Below are 18,052 nucleotides of genomic sequence, written 5' to 3'. Positions count from 1 at the left end.
GGATTACAGCATGAAAGCGATTATTACCGGCATCACTGGACAAGACGGGGCCTATCTGGCCCAGTTACTGCTTGAAAAGGGATACACGGTGTATGGCACATACCGCCGGACCAGCTCAGTCAACTTCTGGCGTATACAGGAACTTGGAATAGCCGAACATCCTGAATTGCACCTGGTCGAATACGACCTGACCGATCTGTCATCCAGCATCCGTCTACTGCAAACGACAGAAGCTCGCGAAGTGTACAATCTGGCTGCGCAGAGTTTTGTCGGCGTATCCTTTGACCAGCCGCTGACAACAGCCGAAATTACCGGGCTTGGGCCTGTTAATCTGCTTGAAGCCATCAGGATCGTTGACCCAACCATCCGTTTTTATCAGGCTTCAACATCAGAAATGTTCGGTAAGGTGCAAACCATTCCTCAAACGGAAGCAACCCCCTTTTACCCCCGTAGCCCCTATGGTGCTGCAAAACTGTACGCGCACTGGATGTCAATCAACTACCGTGAATCCTACGACATCTTTGCAACCAGTGGCATTTTGTTTAACCACGAATCCCCCTTGCGCGGGCGCGAGTTTGTAACCCGTAAAATTACCGACAGCCTGGCCAAAATCCATCTGGGCCAGCTGGACCGGCTTGAGCTGGGTAATCTGGACGCCAAGCGCGACTGGGGATATGCCCGCGATTATGTCGACGGTATGTGGCGCATGCTTCAGGCTGAAACGCCCGATACCTTCGTGCTGGCCACCAATCGCACAGAAACGGTGCGTGACTTCGTATCGCTGGCAGCAAGTGCCCTGAATATTGACCTGGAATGGACCGGCACAGGCATTGATGAAAAGGGTATAGACAAAAACAGCGGCAAAACACTGGTCAGCATCAATGAGCGCTTTTACCGGCCAGCCGAAGTCGATCTGTTGATAGGTGATCCAGCCAAAGCAAAAGAGGTGTTGGGTTGGGAACCATCGACTACACTTGAAACACTGTGTCGAATGATGGTTGAGGCCGACCTGCGCCGCAACCAGCACAACGCATCATTCTAGAGGTTCACATGCGTGTACTTGTAACCGGTAGCCAAGGATTCACCGGGCATTACGTGACCCGCCAACTGCTGCAGGCAGGTCACGATGTGGTCGGTACAGCCACCCACCTGAATGACACTCGCACAGTTGACCTGTTTGAAACCAAAGCCATGGACCTGACCAACCCCGATCAGGTCAAACGAGTCGTTGAAAGCGTCAGGCCAGACGCGGTTATACACCTGGCCGCCGTATCATACGTCGGCCATGGCGCCCCGGCAGAGTTCTATACGACTAATGTACTAGGCACGCGTAATCTGCTGGAATCTTTGGCGGGTGCAGACCTTCCACTGCAAAATGTCATCCTGGCCAGCAGTGCCAATGTGTATGGCAACAGCCGTCAGGGCGTGTTGACAGAAGACACGCCACCGGCCCCGGCCAATGACTACGCCGTCAGCAAACTGGCGATGGAATACATGGCCTTGCTGTGGGCAGACCGTTTGCCACTGATCATCACCCGGCCCTTCAACTATACCGGCGTGGGCCAGAGCACACGCTTTCTTATTGCCAAAATCGTCGATCACTTTTGCCGCCGCGAGGTCAGTATCAAATTGGGTAACCTGGATATATCCCGGGATTTCAGTGACGTACGGGATGTGGCCTGCATGTATGAAGCCCTGTTAACGGCCGGTGTCGATATGCAGGGGTGCGTTGTAAACCTGTGCAGCGGTATCAGCTGGAGTATGCAAGACATCTTATCTGCCTGTTCAGACATAACCGGCCATACACTCAGCGTCGAGACCGACCCGTCACTGGTACGACAAAATGAAGTTAAAAACCTGCAAGGCAGTAACGAGGCAATCATGCGCGTGCTGGACAAACCGATGACACCGTTTAATGAAACACTCAACTGGATGCTACAAAAACAATGATGGGGGAGTTGAATGAAATAAAAGTTTCGTAGCCTTAAACCCCGGCCAAGGTCAAGAAAAAAAACCTTGCGCACCCTTGCTGCTGTGCTAAATTCCCGTGGTATGGCATTCTAGGCTGGCGAAACTACAAATTGAAACACTTAACGTGGTAGAGTATTTAGGCCAATGCGGTAGGTTGTGGAAGGACCACCTTCGCTGTCTGCTGCTGATGTCCATGTTGTTTTGACGTGTGAACACAATGAGGAAAGAAGAATGGAATTGACAGCAAATCAAAAGCTGGTACATCAGATGTACATAGCTTACTACCAGAGACCTGCAGACCCAGAAGGTCTGAAGTACTGGGTAGATCAGCTGGAGACATATCAGGATTGGACCGTCATCTCTGCCGCCTTCGGAGCCCCGGAGAACGCAGAGAACCAGGCGCTCTACGGTTCCAAATCACGCGAAGAAGTAATTGCTGAGATCTACCAGTCAGCTTTTGACCGTGCTGCAGTTGCCGAAGAGATCAGCTTTTGGGCCAATAGCGAATTCAGCCTGACCAACCTGGCATTTGCGATCATCAACGGTGCGCAGAATGACGACTTGGCAACCGTGAATGCCAAGGTGGCCTTCTCTCATGAGCTGGTTGCACAGGTTGACCCCGTTGGCAATGGTGACCCGGCTGACTACGAAGTGCCTTTCACAGCACTGGACGGCATTGACCTGCTGAAAGATGTCAACAAAGACACCGACGTTACGCCTGAGTATGTCGAGCAAGCTGTTGCCAGCCAGATCAACCCGAACAGCGTATTCACGCTGACTGAAATTCGCACGATTGAAGTGCTGGATGACACCATCCCGACGCAGACGCTGACCTACTGGGGCAACCCGGAAACAGGTGAAGGCGTACCGGCCGGTCAGGTGTGGGACACAGTCAATGCCTACCTGTTCACAGCCGCCGATATGGCCGATGACGTATTCGGCGTTATCAACGACAGCCTGGGCCAGATTGCTGAGATTACGATCGAAGGAGCCGCGGACTCACTCCAGGGCGGCCAGGGCGATCAGTTCAACAATACCGGCGACGGCTCTGTAACGGTTGGCGATAATGACGCTGACACGGGCTTCGACACCGGCAAGGATGGCGACTACACCGGTAACTACCAGATCCGCGTTACACTGCTGGACGGTACGGTTGCAGAAACAGTTGTCTCCCTGACTCAGGAACAGTTCGAGTACCTGAACGGTCTGCTGTTTGATGCCGATGGCAACTCTCGCCTGTTCGAAAAAGAAGTCGCTTATCAGGTTCAGGCAAGAGATGCCGATGGCAACCTGATGGATGACGCCGATGGTAACCCGATTCTGATCGATGCCGTTGTTGAAGGCGATACCATCGTTACCAACCACCCGATCATCCTGACCCCGACTCAGAACAACGGCGGTACCGAAGAGATCGGTAAAACCTCTGCTGCGGATGACTTCATCGTTGCAGGCCGTCTGGACCTGCTGCACGGTGCCTACATCGACGGTGGCGAAGGCAACAACACTCTGGAAATCGACGCCAAAGGCTACTACGCTCAGCCGAAAGAGCTGTTGAACATCCAGACGATCAACATCGAAAACCTGCCAAACGTCTACACCAATGACAGCGGCGACAGCACTTACCCGGATCTGTCCGGTGACGGCTCCAACGACTCTACCATCGACCTGTCCCGTGCCGTTGACCTCGAAAAGCTGACCATCACCGAATCCGATTTTGACGGTGTTGATGAAGCGACTCTGGGTACGCTAACAATTGCCGGTGTACGCAACGGCGCGCTGACCCGCTTCGAAGGCGAGTTCAGCCAGGACGTGACCGTTCACTACGGCGAAGGCTTGACCGGTGAGCTGAACATCGAGCTGGCAATCGGTGATGTTAATGCCGATATCAACCTGCTGCACAACGCCTCGACCCTGAATATCGATTCTCAGGGTACCGAGAACCACATGCATCAGTTCTTCGCAGGCGGCACCCTGAGCCACCTGAACATCAGCGGCGAAGCGATCTTCTCTGTTGAAGAGAACATGGCAGCTGGTTTCAATGACGATCGTCCGGCTGTGATCGATGCCTCTGCCAACACCGGCGGTGTGGATCTGACCATTGATGGCCACGATGATGAAGTGATCTTCACCGGTACCGCTGAAGCGGATGACCAGTTCCAGGCCAACAACAACGGCAAGGCTGTCACCATCAACGGCGGCAATGGCGACAACGAACTCACCGCCGAAAACGGTGAAGTTGTTACCATCACTGCGGGCGACGGTGCCAACACCATCCGTGTTGATGGCAGCGACACTGTCTCTGTGACAGCGGGTAATGGCGGCAATACGGTTAGCGCTGCAAACGTTGATGATGTGACCATCACAACCGGTGAAGGCGCTGATGTTATTACGGCCAGCGCTGGTGAAATCACCATCAACTCTCAGGGTGGTGATGATGTTGTTACGGTTGCGGGTCGTGAAGGTAGTGAAGCATCAGGGGTAACGGCTTCTCCGAACCTGGTGTTGGTGTTGGACGATTCAGGCTCAATGAGCAATGGTCAGACGCCCGCACCTATCGACGCACAGGCTGCGGCTGTTGCGGAGCTGTTTGATCAGTTGCCTGACGATACTGCTGTGTATCTGGTTGCGGATTTGGGCTCAGGCACACAGCCGGCCGATGCTTGGGTCACTAAGGCACAGGCACTCGCAGTCGTTAATACAATGCAGGCCCAGGGTTACTGGAATACAGCTGGTTTTATTACTGAAGTACAGGCTGCGTTTGGTGATCAGACGGGTACGTACAATGTAGGTGGCGCCAATGAAGTGGTATTCATCACGGATGGCGGCAACAGTGTTCCAGATGAGCAGGCGTGGATCGACTTCCTCGTAGCCAATGATGTGCGCGCAAATGTCTTGGGCATTGGTGCAAATGATCAGAGTGATATTGATGTTATCAATAGCATGGCTTACGACGGTCGCGCTAACGCCGACCTGGATGGCATTGTTGCACCGACCACTGCCGAGCTGAGCGGTCTGCTCGAAGACTTGGGGCGTGATATTGCTGTATTGAACGGCAATGGTGCCAAAGTCAATATTGACCTGGGCGAAGGCAATAACGTTCTTGTGTTGGGTAACGCAGATGGTCTGGCACAAGGCCTTGTTGCCTACGAAGGCTCCAGCATTACAGGTGAAAACATCACCATGGTGGTCAATGCTGACAGTGATCTGCGTGCAGCAACACTGAATGGCATCACCAGCGTTGTACTGGATAATGGCGATGTGGGCAGTGCTGATCGCACTGTAGATAACGCCAAGCTGACCCTCACCTCAGAGCAGTTCCTGGCCATCGGTGCCGAGAACTTCAGTGTTGAAGGTTCTATCTTCCACACCTACGCGCAAGTTGAAATCATCGTCACCGATGACATCTCCCTGACTGACCTGGGCGTTGACAACCTGTCGCGTAATATTGACCTGATCCTGGAAGTACAGGATGGCGTCACCCTGGAAATGACAGCTGAACAGCTGCACACCCGCGTGGCTCCGCAGGGCATCACGCTGGCTGACGACGGCAACACCGACCTGGCTGCTGGTAATGTTGTGATTACCGGTGCTGCAGGCGTGTTTGACCCGTTCAACACCAGCGACACGATCAAAACCAACATCGACGGTAACGTCTACTACGGTGGTTCACTGTCTGACGACTTCATGGTCGATGGCCAGTGGTACAACGTAAGCTTCTCTGGCGAAACCGGCTACGATGAAGACGGTAACGAAATCGTGGGTTACGACCGCCCGGCTGACGTACCGGCCGAAGTCGTGTACAAGATCAACACCGGTACTGGCAGCAACAGTGTAACCGATGATGGTCTGACAACCTGGCACACCAACCTGGAAATCACCGGTGCACGTGATATCACCTTCACAGGCCCGATCCAGCTGGGCGAAGTGCAGGGTGACTCAGAAAACACCTTCACCATCGACTTCTCTGAACTCGAAGGCGTTGTCAGCGGCATGACCATTGACCACTTCGAACAGTTGGCTCAGGGTGGTGCGATCTACGGTAACGGCAACAACGGTTATGCAACCGAAGTGCTGGTACACTTGGCCGATGATGACTCAACTGACGGTGTAGGCTTCGACGAAACCGACGCTAACAGCCTGATCTCCAAAGGCGTTGCGCGCTACGTTGTCACCCAGATCGATGGCCCGACGGCTGAAGGCAGCACTGGCAACACCGCGACCATCAAGCTGTGCGACACGACCGAAGATCTGGAAGTGATGGCACTGCGTGGCAACTACAACGATACCCTGGTAATTCAAGATGCAGCCTGGGGTCTTGTGTTTGAACTGCAGGGCGGTACGACTGCGAAAGCGGATGGCCCGACCGGCACCGCCAACGTCGGTAAGCTGGATGCAGACTTTGAGTGGGGAGGCGCTGCGGCCGTTGTGAACCTGGTTCACTCCGTTGCCGGTGATGACCGTCCGCTGAAAGCCTACGGCATCGATATCGACAATGCCGACACCCTGACCATCACCGCTGAAGGTCCGGCTGCTGAGATCGCCTCCGTTGTGGGTGCTGATCTGGTAAGCCTGACACTGGCTGCTGAAGGTGATCTGACGATCGATACAGCCTTGGCTGATGGTATCAACACCATCGACGCCTCTGCGGTTGCAGGTGATCTGACGGTAGCAACAGCCGTGACTTCGACAGCAGCTGAAGACTTCAGCTTCACCGGTTCTGAAGGTGTCACTGAGCTGACCATGACCGCTGCATTTGTAGCGTCTGAAGACAGCGTCCTGACCTCAGCGGGTGAACTGAACCTGGTTGTGGATAACGGCACAGATGAAGCAACCGCAGGCACAGGCATCACCGTTGACCTGACCCGTGCGGATGTGACAGACGTCGACACTGTCGTGGTAGGCGCTGGCGATACTCTGAACCTGACCGTTGCACAGGCATACGAAATCGGACCGGAGAACATCACCGGTGCTGACGCTACTGCCCGTCTGCAGCTGTCCGATCTGGGTGAAGAGCCGTTCAATCTGAACGATTTTGGTATCGACAACATTGTTGTTGACACCATCGCCATCATTGATCAGCCGGTTGTAACCCTGCACCCGGATACTGATCTGACCGGCGTGACCACACTGCTGGTCAACGAAGGCACCACCCTGAACCTGACCGCAGCCCAGTTCCAGCAGCTGACCAACAATGGTGTGATCAGCGGAGTGGGTAGCACAACCGACTTCACCGTCAACATCACGGACCTGGCACAGGCTGATGTGGCTGAAAATGCCCTGGTTCTGACCGGCATCGCGGCTGACAACGTCTCCCTGACGCTGGCAGAATCCGTCGTACTGCCGACTGGCTCCAACCTGAACGTCAACGATGACGGTGAAGCTGGCAACAGCAACCTGACCATCAACATCGGTGACAACCTGTCGCTGAGCGTACTGACGCTGAGCGAAATGGATGGCGTAACCGTTGTTGGCGGAACAGAGTCTACCCTGGAGTTCCTGGCAACCACGGGCGGTGATTACCCGACCAACATCGATGCATCCGGTTTTGATGTAGATTACCTGCGTCTGACCGACCTGCTGGTATCGGGCAACAACGTTGACTACATGTTCGAGAACCTGCTCGAGCGCGTCACCAAAGTCATCTACAACGGTGTGGGTGATGTGGCGGGCCGTCTGCAGAACGTCGTGGTTGAAGAAGGCACCACCATTTTCGGTGACATCTCCTTCAACGAATACCAGCTGGATTCAGAGATCACTCACCTGACCCTGAACCTGGAAGGTGGCACACGCATCCATGATGGCGACCTGGTACTGTCCACCGTTGAAGTCGATGTAGACGAAGACGGCCTGGTACCGCATTACCTGCAGTCGCTGGTGATCAACTCCACCGGTACCGGTGCGAATGAGATCAACGGCCAGACCGCCAACGTGATCAATGGTGATATCACACCCGCCGCGTATGGCCCTGCCATTATTGTGGGCAGCCGTGATAACAACCTGAAATCCGTCACCATCAATGCTGATCAGGCGTTTGAACTGACAGGCGAAATCCTGTTCAGCTCACACGGTGAAGATGACAGTGGCAGCCTGGATAACACCCCGGCTGACGGCGTTACCGCGAATGACGACAGTGCAGCGATCGCCACACTGACCGTGACCGGCAGTGCAGATGTCGCCATCGGTGCGGTCAATACCACGGATGACGATATCGACGGCCTGACTGTTGCAAACAACGGCACCGGCACCCTGAGCCTGACCATCGATGCTGCGAAGATCGACCAGGCAGCAGGTAACACCGATGCCCTGAGCTTCACCGGCAGCAACATTGAGCTGACCATTGCGGGTAACGTGGACCTCTCTGACGATGATCTGTCCGGCGTAAGCCAGATCACCATCGGTGAAGAGGCGACACTGACCCTGTCTCAGGCACAGCTGGATGTACTGGGTACCGCGAACCTGCTGAACGGCACGACCGATTCCATTGAAGATGAAGTCCTGCACATCGTTGAGCTGGGCAGCGATCCGTTCGATGCACAAGCCATTGCTGAAGGCATCACGGTTGCGTCCGTCACAATCGCAGAAGGCACCATCACCCTGGATCCGACCACTGATCTGACAGGCGTTGGCGAAATCCGCGTTCTGGAAGGCAGCACGCTGAACCTGACGGCAGCGCAGTATCAGCAGCTGGCTGCAGCGGGCACCATCGTAGGTGTGGATACCGACGGCGATAACAGCGACGGTAACGCCTTCACAGTGAATATCACCGACCTGACGCAGGCGGATATTGACTATGATGAAGACGGCAACGACGTAGCTGATGGCCTCAACCTGTCCGGTATCGCGGATGCAGCCACCGTGACCCTGTCACTGGCTGAAGATGTGAATCTGAACGCCGTTACCAACCTGGATGACCTGGCTCGCCTGGAAGTCCTGCTGGCAGACGGTCAGACCCTGGGCTTGGCCAGTGCGCTGCAGGCCAGCGGCTTGAACGTGACCGGTGGTGCCAACAGCACGCTGGTATTCCAGTTCACACCGCACACTACTTACCCGGGTCAGATTGATGCCTCCGGCTATGATGTCACCATCCTGAAAGCGCTGGCGAACGGCTTCACCATTGGTGGTAACTCTAATGTTGAGTACTCCATTGATGACCTGGCCAGCACAGTTGAGCTGCGTCTGTATGAAGACCCGGCTGACCTTGGCTTCCTGGATGCGACATACCGTGTTGTATCGATCGAAGAAGGCATCACGACTCCGACCGGCCTGATCTTCAATGATTGGGATAATACCGACGAAGTCCGTACGCTGGTTCTGAACCTGGAAGGTGATGTTACGCTGAACGGCGATCTCAGCATCCCGACGCGTACCGATAAGGATACTGCTAACTACAATATCCGTTACTTCGATCAGCTGACTATCAACTCCGTTGGTGATGAGCTGAACACCATTCTGGGTGATATCGGTACCGCGACTGTCCTGGGTGCCCCGAATACCAGTGATAACAACCTGCTCAACGTTGCGATCAACGCCGAACAGGATCTGGTCATCGGTGACGGCGCAGGCCAGGGTGTGATCACGTTCAACTCCATTGATGTCCCGGCTGACGACGCTGTCGCCAACCTGACCATCACCGGAGCGGGCGATGTCACTATCAAGGCGCTGGATACCAGCGACACCGATATCGCAACCCTGAATATCGACCATCAGGGCAGCGGTCTGCTGACCGTGACTGGCGGTTCAGATGCACTTGAACTGACGGATACCGAGAACCTGGTGTTCACCGGCAGCGGCGACATCGTGCTGGACACTCACACAGGTGCTGGCAACAACGGTATCGACGGTGCTGACCTGTCCACAATTGATGCATCCGGTCACAGCGGTAGCCTGACACTGGGCGTAATCGAAGCCTTGGATTCAACCAACTTCGACTTCACCTCCGGTACTGGCACCACCACGCTGACACTGGGTGGCACCACATTGAACGTCACAGACGCCGATGGCGCTGATGATGTGCTGGGTACTGATGACGACCAGACTGGCTGGAGCTTCGACTTCACCAACGCGGCTGTTGACTCAGAGATCCATATCGGTGCGGGTAATACCTGGACAGCCGGTGACTTGAACATCAACCTGGGTGCCAACACCACCCTGTACATCGATGCCAACACTGACTGGAGCGCCCTGAACCTCGAGATCACTCAGGTGCAGGATATCGTACTGGCCGATGGCGTTAAGCTGACCCTGACCGCTGAGCAGGCGTCTGGCCTGAACATCGTGGCCGGGCCGGACACCGGCGCGACTGGCTTCACAGGCGAAGTTGAAATTATCGATCTGGGTGCGTACACCAACCTGAACGATAACGACAACAACCCGGCGAACGACGCTGCACGTGATAACGACGATGCCAACGAACTGTTCGATTACGACTTCAGCGGCCTTCAGGTACCGGCCTCGGCCACCCTGGCGGACGATGATGTCACCCTGTCGACAGGTACAGACCTGGGCAATGTGACCATCAAGCTGAAAGTGGTAGACAATGCTGATGACGCACTGGGTGGTCAGACCATTCGCTTCGCCACTCAGGAACAGGCCGATGGCCGTGATATCGACGTGATCGATGGTGGTACAGGGTACGTTGATCCTAATGCCGATGATTTGGCACAGCCACCAGAAGAAGCGCTGATCAACACCACCAACGTGGTGTGGCTGTTTGACAGCGTGACCGGCACACTCGACACCAGCAACTACGACGAAGAGATCGGACGTCTGTGGTTCACCGAAGCGCTGGCGAATGGTGCCAATCTGGAAGAGCTGTTCAGCAGCCTGCCGGATAGCATCATCCGTATCGACTTCGCTGATCCGGGCAACCTGACGCTGACCTACCCGTCTGAAGGCGTTGATCGCGTGGTTGAGCTGGCATCGTTCACGAACCTGCCGAACGGCTTGATCTTCGCCGATGAAGACAAGTTCGAGCACATCCAGTCGCTGACCATCCAGATGGGTGGTGAAGTTACGCTGGGTAGCATCGAGCTGGATAACCTGATCATCGATAACACTGATGCTCAGCCGGGTGATCTTGATCCGACCACAGTTGTGTTCAACACACTGACCATCGACTCTGTTCTGGCAGACGATACCGGTGACCTGTTGGCGGCTGATGGATATGACGATCAGGTCAACAACGCACCGACTGCACCGAACATCATCGGTGATATCACAATCGGTGCGGCTGAAGGGCTTGAGCTGATAAACGTGATCCTGAATACAGGTGATGCGCTCTCCACTAACGGTGGTCCTGGTCAGGATATCTCGACTGGTAACGATCTTGAAATCGGTACGATCTATTTCGCCGCCAATGCCACTGCCAACGCAACGCTGACTGTAACCGGCGACAACGATGTCACCATCAAGTCACTGGATACCAGCGATCCTGAAGTGGACAACACGGTAACCGTGGATGCTGCTGGCCATACTGGCAACCTGGTCGTAACCGGCGGTAGCCCGGCTGCAGCAGTAGCTGATATCGAAACACTGGGTATCGAAACAGGTGTGGCAGTCGGTTCCATCTACTTCGGCCACGTCTATGACGAAACTGAAGGCGAGTACGTCCTCAACCTGGATGGCAACGGTGTACCGTACGCCGGTGTGGCCGGCGCTGACCTGAGTGTCATCAGCGTTCTCGGTGATGGTGCTAAGGAAGTCAACCTGGGTGTGCTGGCGCTGATCGACGGTACCGATGACGATGCCACTGCTGCCTTCACGCTGAATGGCGGAACAGGTACAGTCACCGCAATTCTGGGCGAAGGTAATGTCGACGGCGTTGTGACCTCTCCGCTGCTGGAAGCTGGCAGCACTTGGGTGTTCAACAATGTTGACCTGACCATTCAGGAAACCACCAACCCGATGTTCGAAGCGGGCGCGATCCTGGAAGTGAATAGCGGCAGCCTGACCATCGACGGTGAAGTGGACCTGACCGAGGTAACGCTGGATCTGAACGGCGCCTTCATCTTCGTACCTGCGGATCAGACCCTGATCCTGACCGTTGCACAGGTTGCTCAACTTGAGGCTGCCGGTAGTATAGTCGCTGGCTCAGGTACCGTTGAGGTTATCGGTAACGGCGATGACGCTACTGCTAGCATCTTCAATTCGCTGCGTACCGCTAACGTCGACCTGTCGGCAGTGGTTCTGACGGAAGATGATGCGGATGATGAGTTCGCGGCTTCGTTCTCTTACGGTATTGATGACGACAACAGCCAGATCGGCCAGACCATCACCGGTTCTGCCTTCGATGATTACATCATTGCAGGTGAAGAGACCGACGATACGCTGATCGGTGGTGCCGGTAACGACACACTTGTGGGTCGTGGCGGCAGCGACACCTACATGATCGATGAAGGTGACGACATTGTTGAAGGCCTGTTCGCAGATACTGAAGCGGAAGACGACAAGGATGTTCTGATTGTCTCTGCTGATGCGTCTGTAACTGCAGACGTCATCGATACATTCGTCGCTACGGCTGAGACCATCAACAACGGCACAGCCACTCTGACAGCTGCATCCGGTGGTGCAACCATCGACGTATCACTTGCCGGTGGAAGCAATGGCTTCACACTGAATGGTGGTGCAACTGGCGGTACGTTCCTGACCGGTAGTGACAACGCAGATACTCTGAGCGGTGGCACTACAGCGCAGGCAAACGGATCGGTTGATGTGCTGGCAGGCGGTGCAGGTGCAGATCGCTTTGAGTTCACGACTATCACGTCTGAACCAGCCGAGCTGTCAACTGAAACCCTGACTGAGGCGTACGATGAAGCGTGGGTAACGGTAACAGCAGCCGATGGTAATGAAGCAGAAACTATCGAGACGCTGACCATCACCTATCAGGTGAACAATATCGTGAATGCGGTTGTTGTTTCACTGGCTGGTGTAGACTTGACCAACGCTGCAGATGTGGCTACTGAGATCCGTAACACGCTGGATGCCATTGCAGGTGTTGATGCGGCTATCAGTGACTCTGACCCGGCAGTCGTTGAAGCCTGGGGCCTTACCGGTAACCGCTTCGACATTGACTCAGTGACTTATGGTGATACCACTGGTGGCACCTTCGGAGTTGTTGAGGACAATACGCCGGGAACTGACGATGCTCAGGTTGAGTTGGTAACCATCACCGATGACACCCCGATTGTTGAGGGCGAGATCTACACCCTGCTGGTCAAAGGCAAGGATGGTATCGAGATCGGCGAAGAGGGCGTGGGTGTAACCTACGAAGCTCAGGCCGGTGATACGGTTGAAGAAATCGCAGCGGGCCTCGCTACTGCGCTGGATGCCGCGGATACACTGAACCGCTATATCGTCACAGCAAACGACATCGGGAATGGTGCTGGCACCATCGAGATCGAAGCGGCTGATGCTGATATTGGTGGCTTCACTGTGACCTGGCCGGTTGCACCTGTGGGCTCGTTCGAGGGCAGCAGTGCTTCCGGCACCGGTCTTGACCTGATGGATGGCAATATCGATATCATCACGGACTTTATGTCCGGTACTGATGAGCTGTCACTCGGTCTGGCTGCAGGTACCGCTGTCAACTTTGCCACCGGCGCTGAAGTGGCCTGGAGTACTGAGATCGACAATACGTTTGCGGCTGCGTTGAGCGATGCAAACGACGCCTTCGTAGCAAGTGCGGGTGACCTGCAGTACTACCTGACCAGCCTGGCTGACGACGGTGTTGAAAATGAGTACGAAGGAACAGGCGTACTGTTCTTCGATGCAAATCAGGATGGTGAGGCCGATGGCGCCATCTACCTGGTGGGCATCGACGAAAACAACTTCGTCTTTGGCGACATCGTAGCCTGAAGCTAATCGCTTCATTCACTGACCCGCCCTACAGTGCGGGCCAGTGATGGCTGATAAAACCCCCGCTTCTCACAAGGAGGCGGGGGTTTTTGTTTATGGAAGGAATACCATGCAAGCCTTTATTGTGACGAAAACCTTTATCGGCAAACTGGGTGACTCGCCCTATCCGTTTGTGGCCCCGGGTGACCTCGCGCGGGTCACCCCCTACGAGATCTATCTTGATACCCGTCAGGGCCAAAAACGCATCGCCGCCAGTGCCGAAAAAACCGGGGTCGAGTGCCGTGTGCTGGACCCCGCCCAAAACCCGTCCTTTACACTGCCCATCACACTCAACGGGCACGAGGGCAGGCCCACACTGTTGCCGCTGGATCCACAGATTGCCGCCCAACTGCGTGCGCGCATCCGCCCCGGTCAACCCTTGCGCCTGGCGCTGTTCAATGCCCTGGGTACAGGGCTGGGGGATAACCTGGTCGGCGCACAGGCGTTTCGCTTGGTGTTGCCGCTGCTGAAAGCGATCCACCCCCTGATTGAGGTGGACGTGATCCGCTCATGGACCGCCACCAAACCGGACTATGTGCTCAAGCACGAGCCCTGGGTGACGCGCATCCGCACCACCCCCATCCGCCTGGACGAATGGCGAGAGTATGATGCCTGTTTTGATTTTTCCGGCTGTGTGTCGTTGCCGGGATTCAGGGGCGTGCCCTGGCCGGATTTTCATCTGATCAATTTGGGTGTCGCACCGGAAAAGATCGCCCCTGAGCTAAAGCAGGCATCCTGCGGTAACATCAATGCGGATGATTTCGCACGCGGGGTCGCTGCCGTAATAGCGTCCAAACCACAGGCGAGTGTGCAGGATATCTTTGTGCATGCGACGGCTTCGACACCCTTGCGCTCAATTCCCGCTGTGGCTTTGTTGCGACTGTGTACGGCACTTAAACAGCAGAGCCTGCGCGTTGTGACCGATGATAATGCCGTTGTTGCGGCGGCCCAGTCGGTAAACTGTCCCTGCTTAATGATCCGAGATCGCAGTTTGAGTGAGCTGTATGGTGCCGTGTCCGCCGTGGATAGCGTAGTCAGTTGTAACTCGTTTCTGCTGCATGTTGCCAATGCGGTTGGCAAACCGACGGTAGACCTGCTGATGGGCCAGGGTGGGTATCAACACGGCATGTTACCCTATCAGCCGTTGCTCACCTCAATCCAGGTGGATCGAGACCATCGCTACTGGGACCAGTACAAACTATCCGCCGATGTGCTCAACACCCCGGCACACAAGGCCTACTTTGAAAGTTGCTGGCTGGCGGCGATCGAGCAGGTCATACACAAGGTTATTAAACCCACCGACACGGAGGTCCCCCATCATGCATAAACCCGCTTGGCCCGCCCGGCCCCTGATTCCCGTGGCCTGGGGCGAAGTGTTCGACAAGCTGTCGATCCTGGCGATTAAACGCGAACGCATTGATGACCCCACCAAACAACGCAACATTGCCCGTGAACAGGCGGCACTCGAAGCTGTCGTGGGCGACACGGCCCGATACCCCGCCGAACTGAATGACCTCAGACAGGCCCTTAAGACCGTCAATGACCAGCTATGGGACATCGAAAACGGCAAACGGGCACATGAAGCCCGACAGTGCTTTGACGATGCCTTCATCCAGCTGTCACGCAGCGTATACCGCCTGAACGACCAGCGGGCACAGCTCAAACGCCAGATCGACACCCTGCTGGGCAGTGAGCTGACAGAAGAGAAAAGTCACCCGGCATACGCCTCTGTTGATGAATAATGAGAGGGTGGTCTCATATAGAGAGTATGGACGTGCGGTTGAGTGACTTTGACCTTATGATGTACCTCAAGTCGATTTAATTAAGTGTTTAATACACTGGAAACTACCGTATCTTTGGCGATAATAAAATTCCGAATCGATATACACGAAGTCAACACCTGCATGGTTACCCCCGGCCATGGTCATTAACAAGGAGTTACACGGATGGCGATTTATACCTCTAGCCGCATCTACTCATACCTGCGCGGCAGTAATGATGACGACTACCTCTACGGATACGGTGTGTACCTGATTGATGGGCATATCATTGAGGACGAATCCCTGGTCGCGAGCCGCTCGGCAGACCGCCTGTATGGCGGCGCTGGCAACGACTGGCTCTATGGCGGCGGCGGTAACGATTACCTGTTCGGCGGTTTGGGCGATGATCACCTCTTTGGTGGTACCGGCAACGATATGCTGTATGGCGAAGCCGGTAATGACACGCTCGATGGCGGTGACGGCAACGATGTCTTGCAGGGTGGGGCGGGTGATGATCGTCTGATCGGCGGTGCAGGCTTTGATCGGCTCTACGGTGGCAGTGGTATTGACACCGCTGTGTATTCAGGCCCAGTCAGCGACTACAGTTTCGGCTGGTACGGCAGTGCGCTGAAAATATCCACAACCGGTAGCCAGGACACGCTATATCAGATTGAGCGGTTGGAAATCGACGGCGAAACCTACACAGTCGGTGGTGTCATTGCAGAGGATGACACCGCTGAAGGTGAGGAAAACAACCTGGCCATCGCCGTGGCGGACCTGCTGGCCAACGACGTAAACCTCAAATACAACACACAACTGTCGATCGTAACTGACGAAAACGGTTTGGTCGGCACCACCACCGAAGGGGTCAATGTTTACCTGAGCAACGGTGTGATCCGGTTTGCGGATGGCGAAACCGGCTACGACTATCTGGGTGAAGGCGACACACTGGTTACTCAATTCGAGTACACGCTGGACAACGGCAGTGGCATCACCGACACGGCCAGTGTTGAATTGACCCTGATGGGCCGTAATGATGCGCCGGTGGCGGGTAATGTCAGTTTTGTCGCCAATCTGCTGGTGAACGGTGAGTTTGACGAACAGCCGGATTTCAACGGCTGGGCCGTCAGCACGGTAACAACTGATTTGCCAGATACTTGGTCCAGCACGGCTGTAATTGACCGCAGTGGTACCTGGAATAGTGACTCAGGTGTCGCTGTGTTGAGTTTTGATGGTTATCTGGCTTACAACAATTATGGTGGCAATGCGTACGGGCCTTCCATCGTCAGTAACGCATTCAGTGCGTCGGCGGGCGATACGCTCAGTTTTACGTACGAGTTAAGCTCTGGTGGTGATTACGCGCTCGGCTTTGGTTACATTCGTGACGCAGACACACTTGAAATTGTAGAAACTGTGTTTGACTATAATGCGGGTTTCTCTGGCAGTACCGGTATTCAGGAATATGAGGTTGACCTTGCGGTGTCAGGTAACTTCGTTCTTGATTTTCGTGTGGGCTCCTACGATGCCACGCAAGGTGGTTATGTGGGTGCCACGATGAAGATAGGTGAAGCCACGATTGCCAAAGAGAGTATTGATCAGCAAACCGAAGATGTCGTCACGACGTTTGATGCCTCTGCCATCATGGCCAACTCAACGGATGTCGATGCCGACGATACGCTGTCATTGTTTTCAGTTGGGGCTACATCTGAACAGGGTGCATCGGTTTCAATCGGTGAAAACGGCGTCGACTATGACCCGACCTCGGCCATGAATATTCAGTCGTTGGCAGCGGGGGAATCAATAGTCGATCGTTTTCTGTTCACAGTCACTGACTCACAGGGGGCAACCTCATCAGCGATCGCACATGTTGAAGTCTATGGGCTCAATGATGCCGCCGAGTTTTCAGGCGATCTCAGTGGTGAATTGATAATAGGTGGGTTTATTGAATCCCCTGAGCCTGTCGAACCAAACTGGAGTGTAACGGGTGATGCAGACAATACGGATATCGATAACGGTACCCCGCAGGACACGTTCCAGGTCGTAACCAACGGTACTACAGCCTACGGCTCTTATACTGTCACTGAAAATGGTGTATGGGAGTATATCTTTAACCCTGAAAGTGAAGCGCCCCCACGCCCTGAAGGCCCCTTCAATCCTGAAGATCCGGAAGGGCCCCCGTTACTGTCATGGTTTGACTCGTTTGATCTGGTCTCGTTTGACGGAACAGTACAGGAAGTTCAGATACAGATTATGCCGGATATGTGGCTGGTGTAATGCAGGTGATCTGCTAATGACAAAAGGGCGCAGTTGCGCCCTTTTGTTGTCTTTCAGCTATTTTTGTTTATAAGTGCTCGACCTCAAACAAAACCGGTATCGTCACAGGATGAGGTGCCGTAAGAGCCAACGTCCGCTTTGCGCTGAGGGATGTA

At 54.8% G+C, this 18,052-nt stretch carries 6 protein-coding genes; all 6 read left to right on the top strand.

Going from position 1 to position 18,052, the window contains the following annotated elements; translation table 11 throughout:
* Positions 1 to 10: 10 nt before the first annotated feature.
* Entirely contained in the window at positions 11 to 1,042 is a 1,032-nt protein-coding gene (gmd, locus tag CFI10_RS17195) for a GDP-mannose 4,6-dehydratase (protein ID WP_206836894.1), read from the top strand.
* Positions 1,043 to 1,050: 8 nt separating this feature from the next.
* A complete protein-coding gene (locus CFI10_RS17190; protein ID WP_206836891.1) occupies positions 1,051 to 1,950 on the top strand; it encodes a GDP-mannose 4,6-dehydratase in 900 nt (299 codons plus the stop codon).
* Positions 1,951 to 2,202: 252 nt separating this feature from the next.
* Positions 2,203 to 13,824, top strand: coding sequence for a vWA domain-containing protein (locus CFI10_RS17185; protein ID WP_206836888.1), 11,622 nt, complete (start codon positions 2,203 to 2,205; stop codon positions 13,822 to 13,824).
* 109 nt (positions 13,825 to 13,933) lie between these two features.
* Positions 13,934 to 15,190 carry a glycosyltransferase family 9 protein gene (locus tag CFI10_RS17180; RefSeq protein WP_206836885.1) on the top strand — a complete coding sequence of 419 codons (1,257 nt, stop codon included), beginning with the start codon at positions 13,934 to 13,936 and terminating at the stop codon, positions 15,188 to 15,190.
* Entirely contained in the window at positions 15,183 to 15,605 is a 423-nt protein-coding gene (locus CFI10_RS17175; RefSeq protein WP_206836882.1) for a hypothetical protein, read from the top strand. The genes CFI10_RS17180 and CFI10_RS17175 overlap by 8 nt, the downstream gene beginning before the upstream one ends.
* Before the next feature lie 204 nt (positions 15,606 to 15,809).
* On the top strand, positions 15,810 to 17,897 hold the full coding sequence (locus tag CFI10_RS19385) for a VCBS domain-containing protein (protein ID WP_206836878.1): 2,088 nt from the start codon (positions 15,810 to 15,812) through the stop codon (positions 17,895 to 17,897).
* The last annotated feature ends 155 nt before the right edge of the window (positions 17,898 to 18,052 follow it).

It is taken from the genome of Marinobacterium iners (assembly GCF_017310015.1).
Taxonomy (GTDB): domain Bacteria; phylum Pseudomonadota; class Gammaproteobacteria; order Pseudomonadales; family Balneatricaceae; genus Marinobacterium; species Marinobacterium iners.
This window is presented reverse-complemented; position numbering and strand designations above follow the sequence as displayed.

Bases quoted from the DNA above. Each gene is read 5' to 3' on its own strand.
- CFI10_RS17190 (WP_206836891.1), top strand. From the start codon at position 1,051: ATGCGTGTACTTGTAACCGGTAGCCAAGGATTCACCGGGCATTACGTG.
- CFI10_RS19385 (WP_206836878.1), top strand. From the start codon at position 15,810: ATGGCGATTTATACCTCTAGCCGCATCTACTCATACCTGCGCGGCAGT.
- gmd (WP_206836894.1), top strand. From the start codon at position 11: ATGAAAGCGATTATTACCGGCATCACTGGACAAGACGGGGCCTATCTG.
- CFI10_RS17175 (WP_206836882.1), top strand. From the start codon at position 15,183: ATGCATAAACCCGCTTGGCCCGCCCGGCCCCTGATTCCCGTGGCCTGG.
- CFI10_RS17180 (WP_206836885.1), top strand. From the start codon at position 13,934: ATGCAAGCCTTTATTGTGACGAAAACCTTTATCGGCAAACTGGGTGAC.
- CFI10_RS17185 (WP_206836888.1), top strand. From the start codon at position 2,203: ATGGAATTGACAGCAAATCAAAAGCTGGTACATCAGATGTACATAGCT.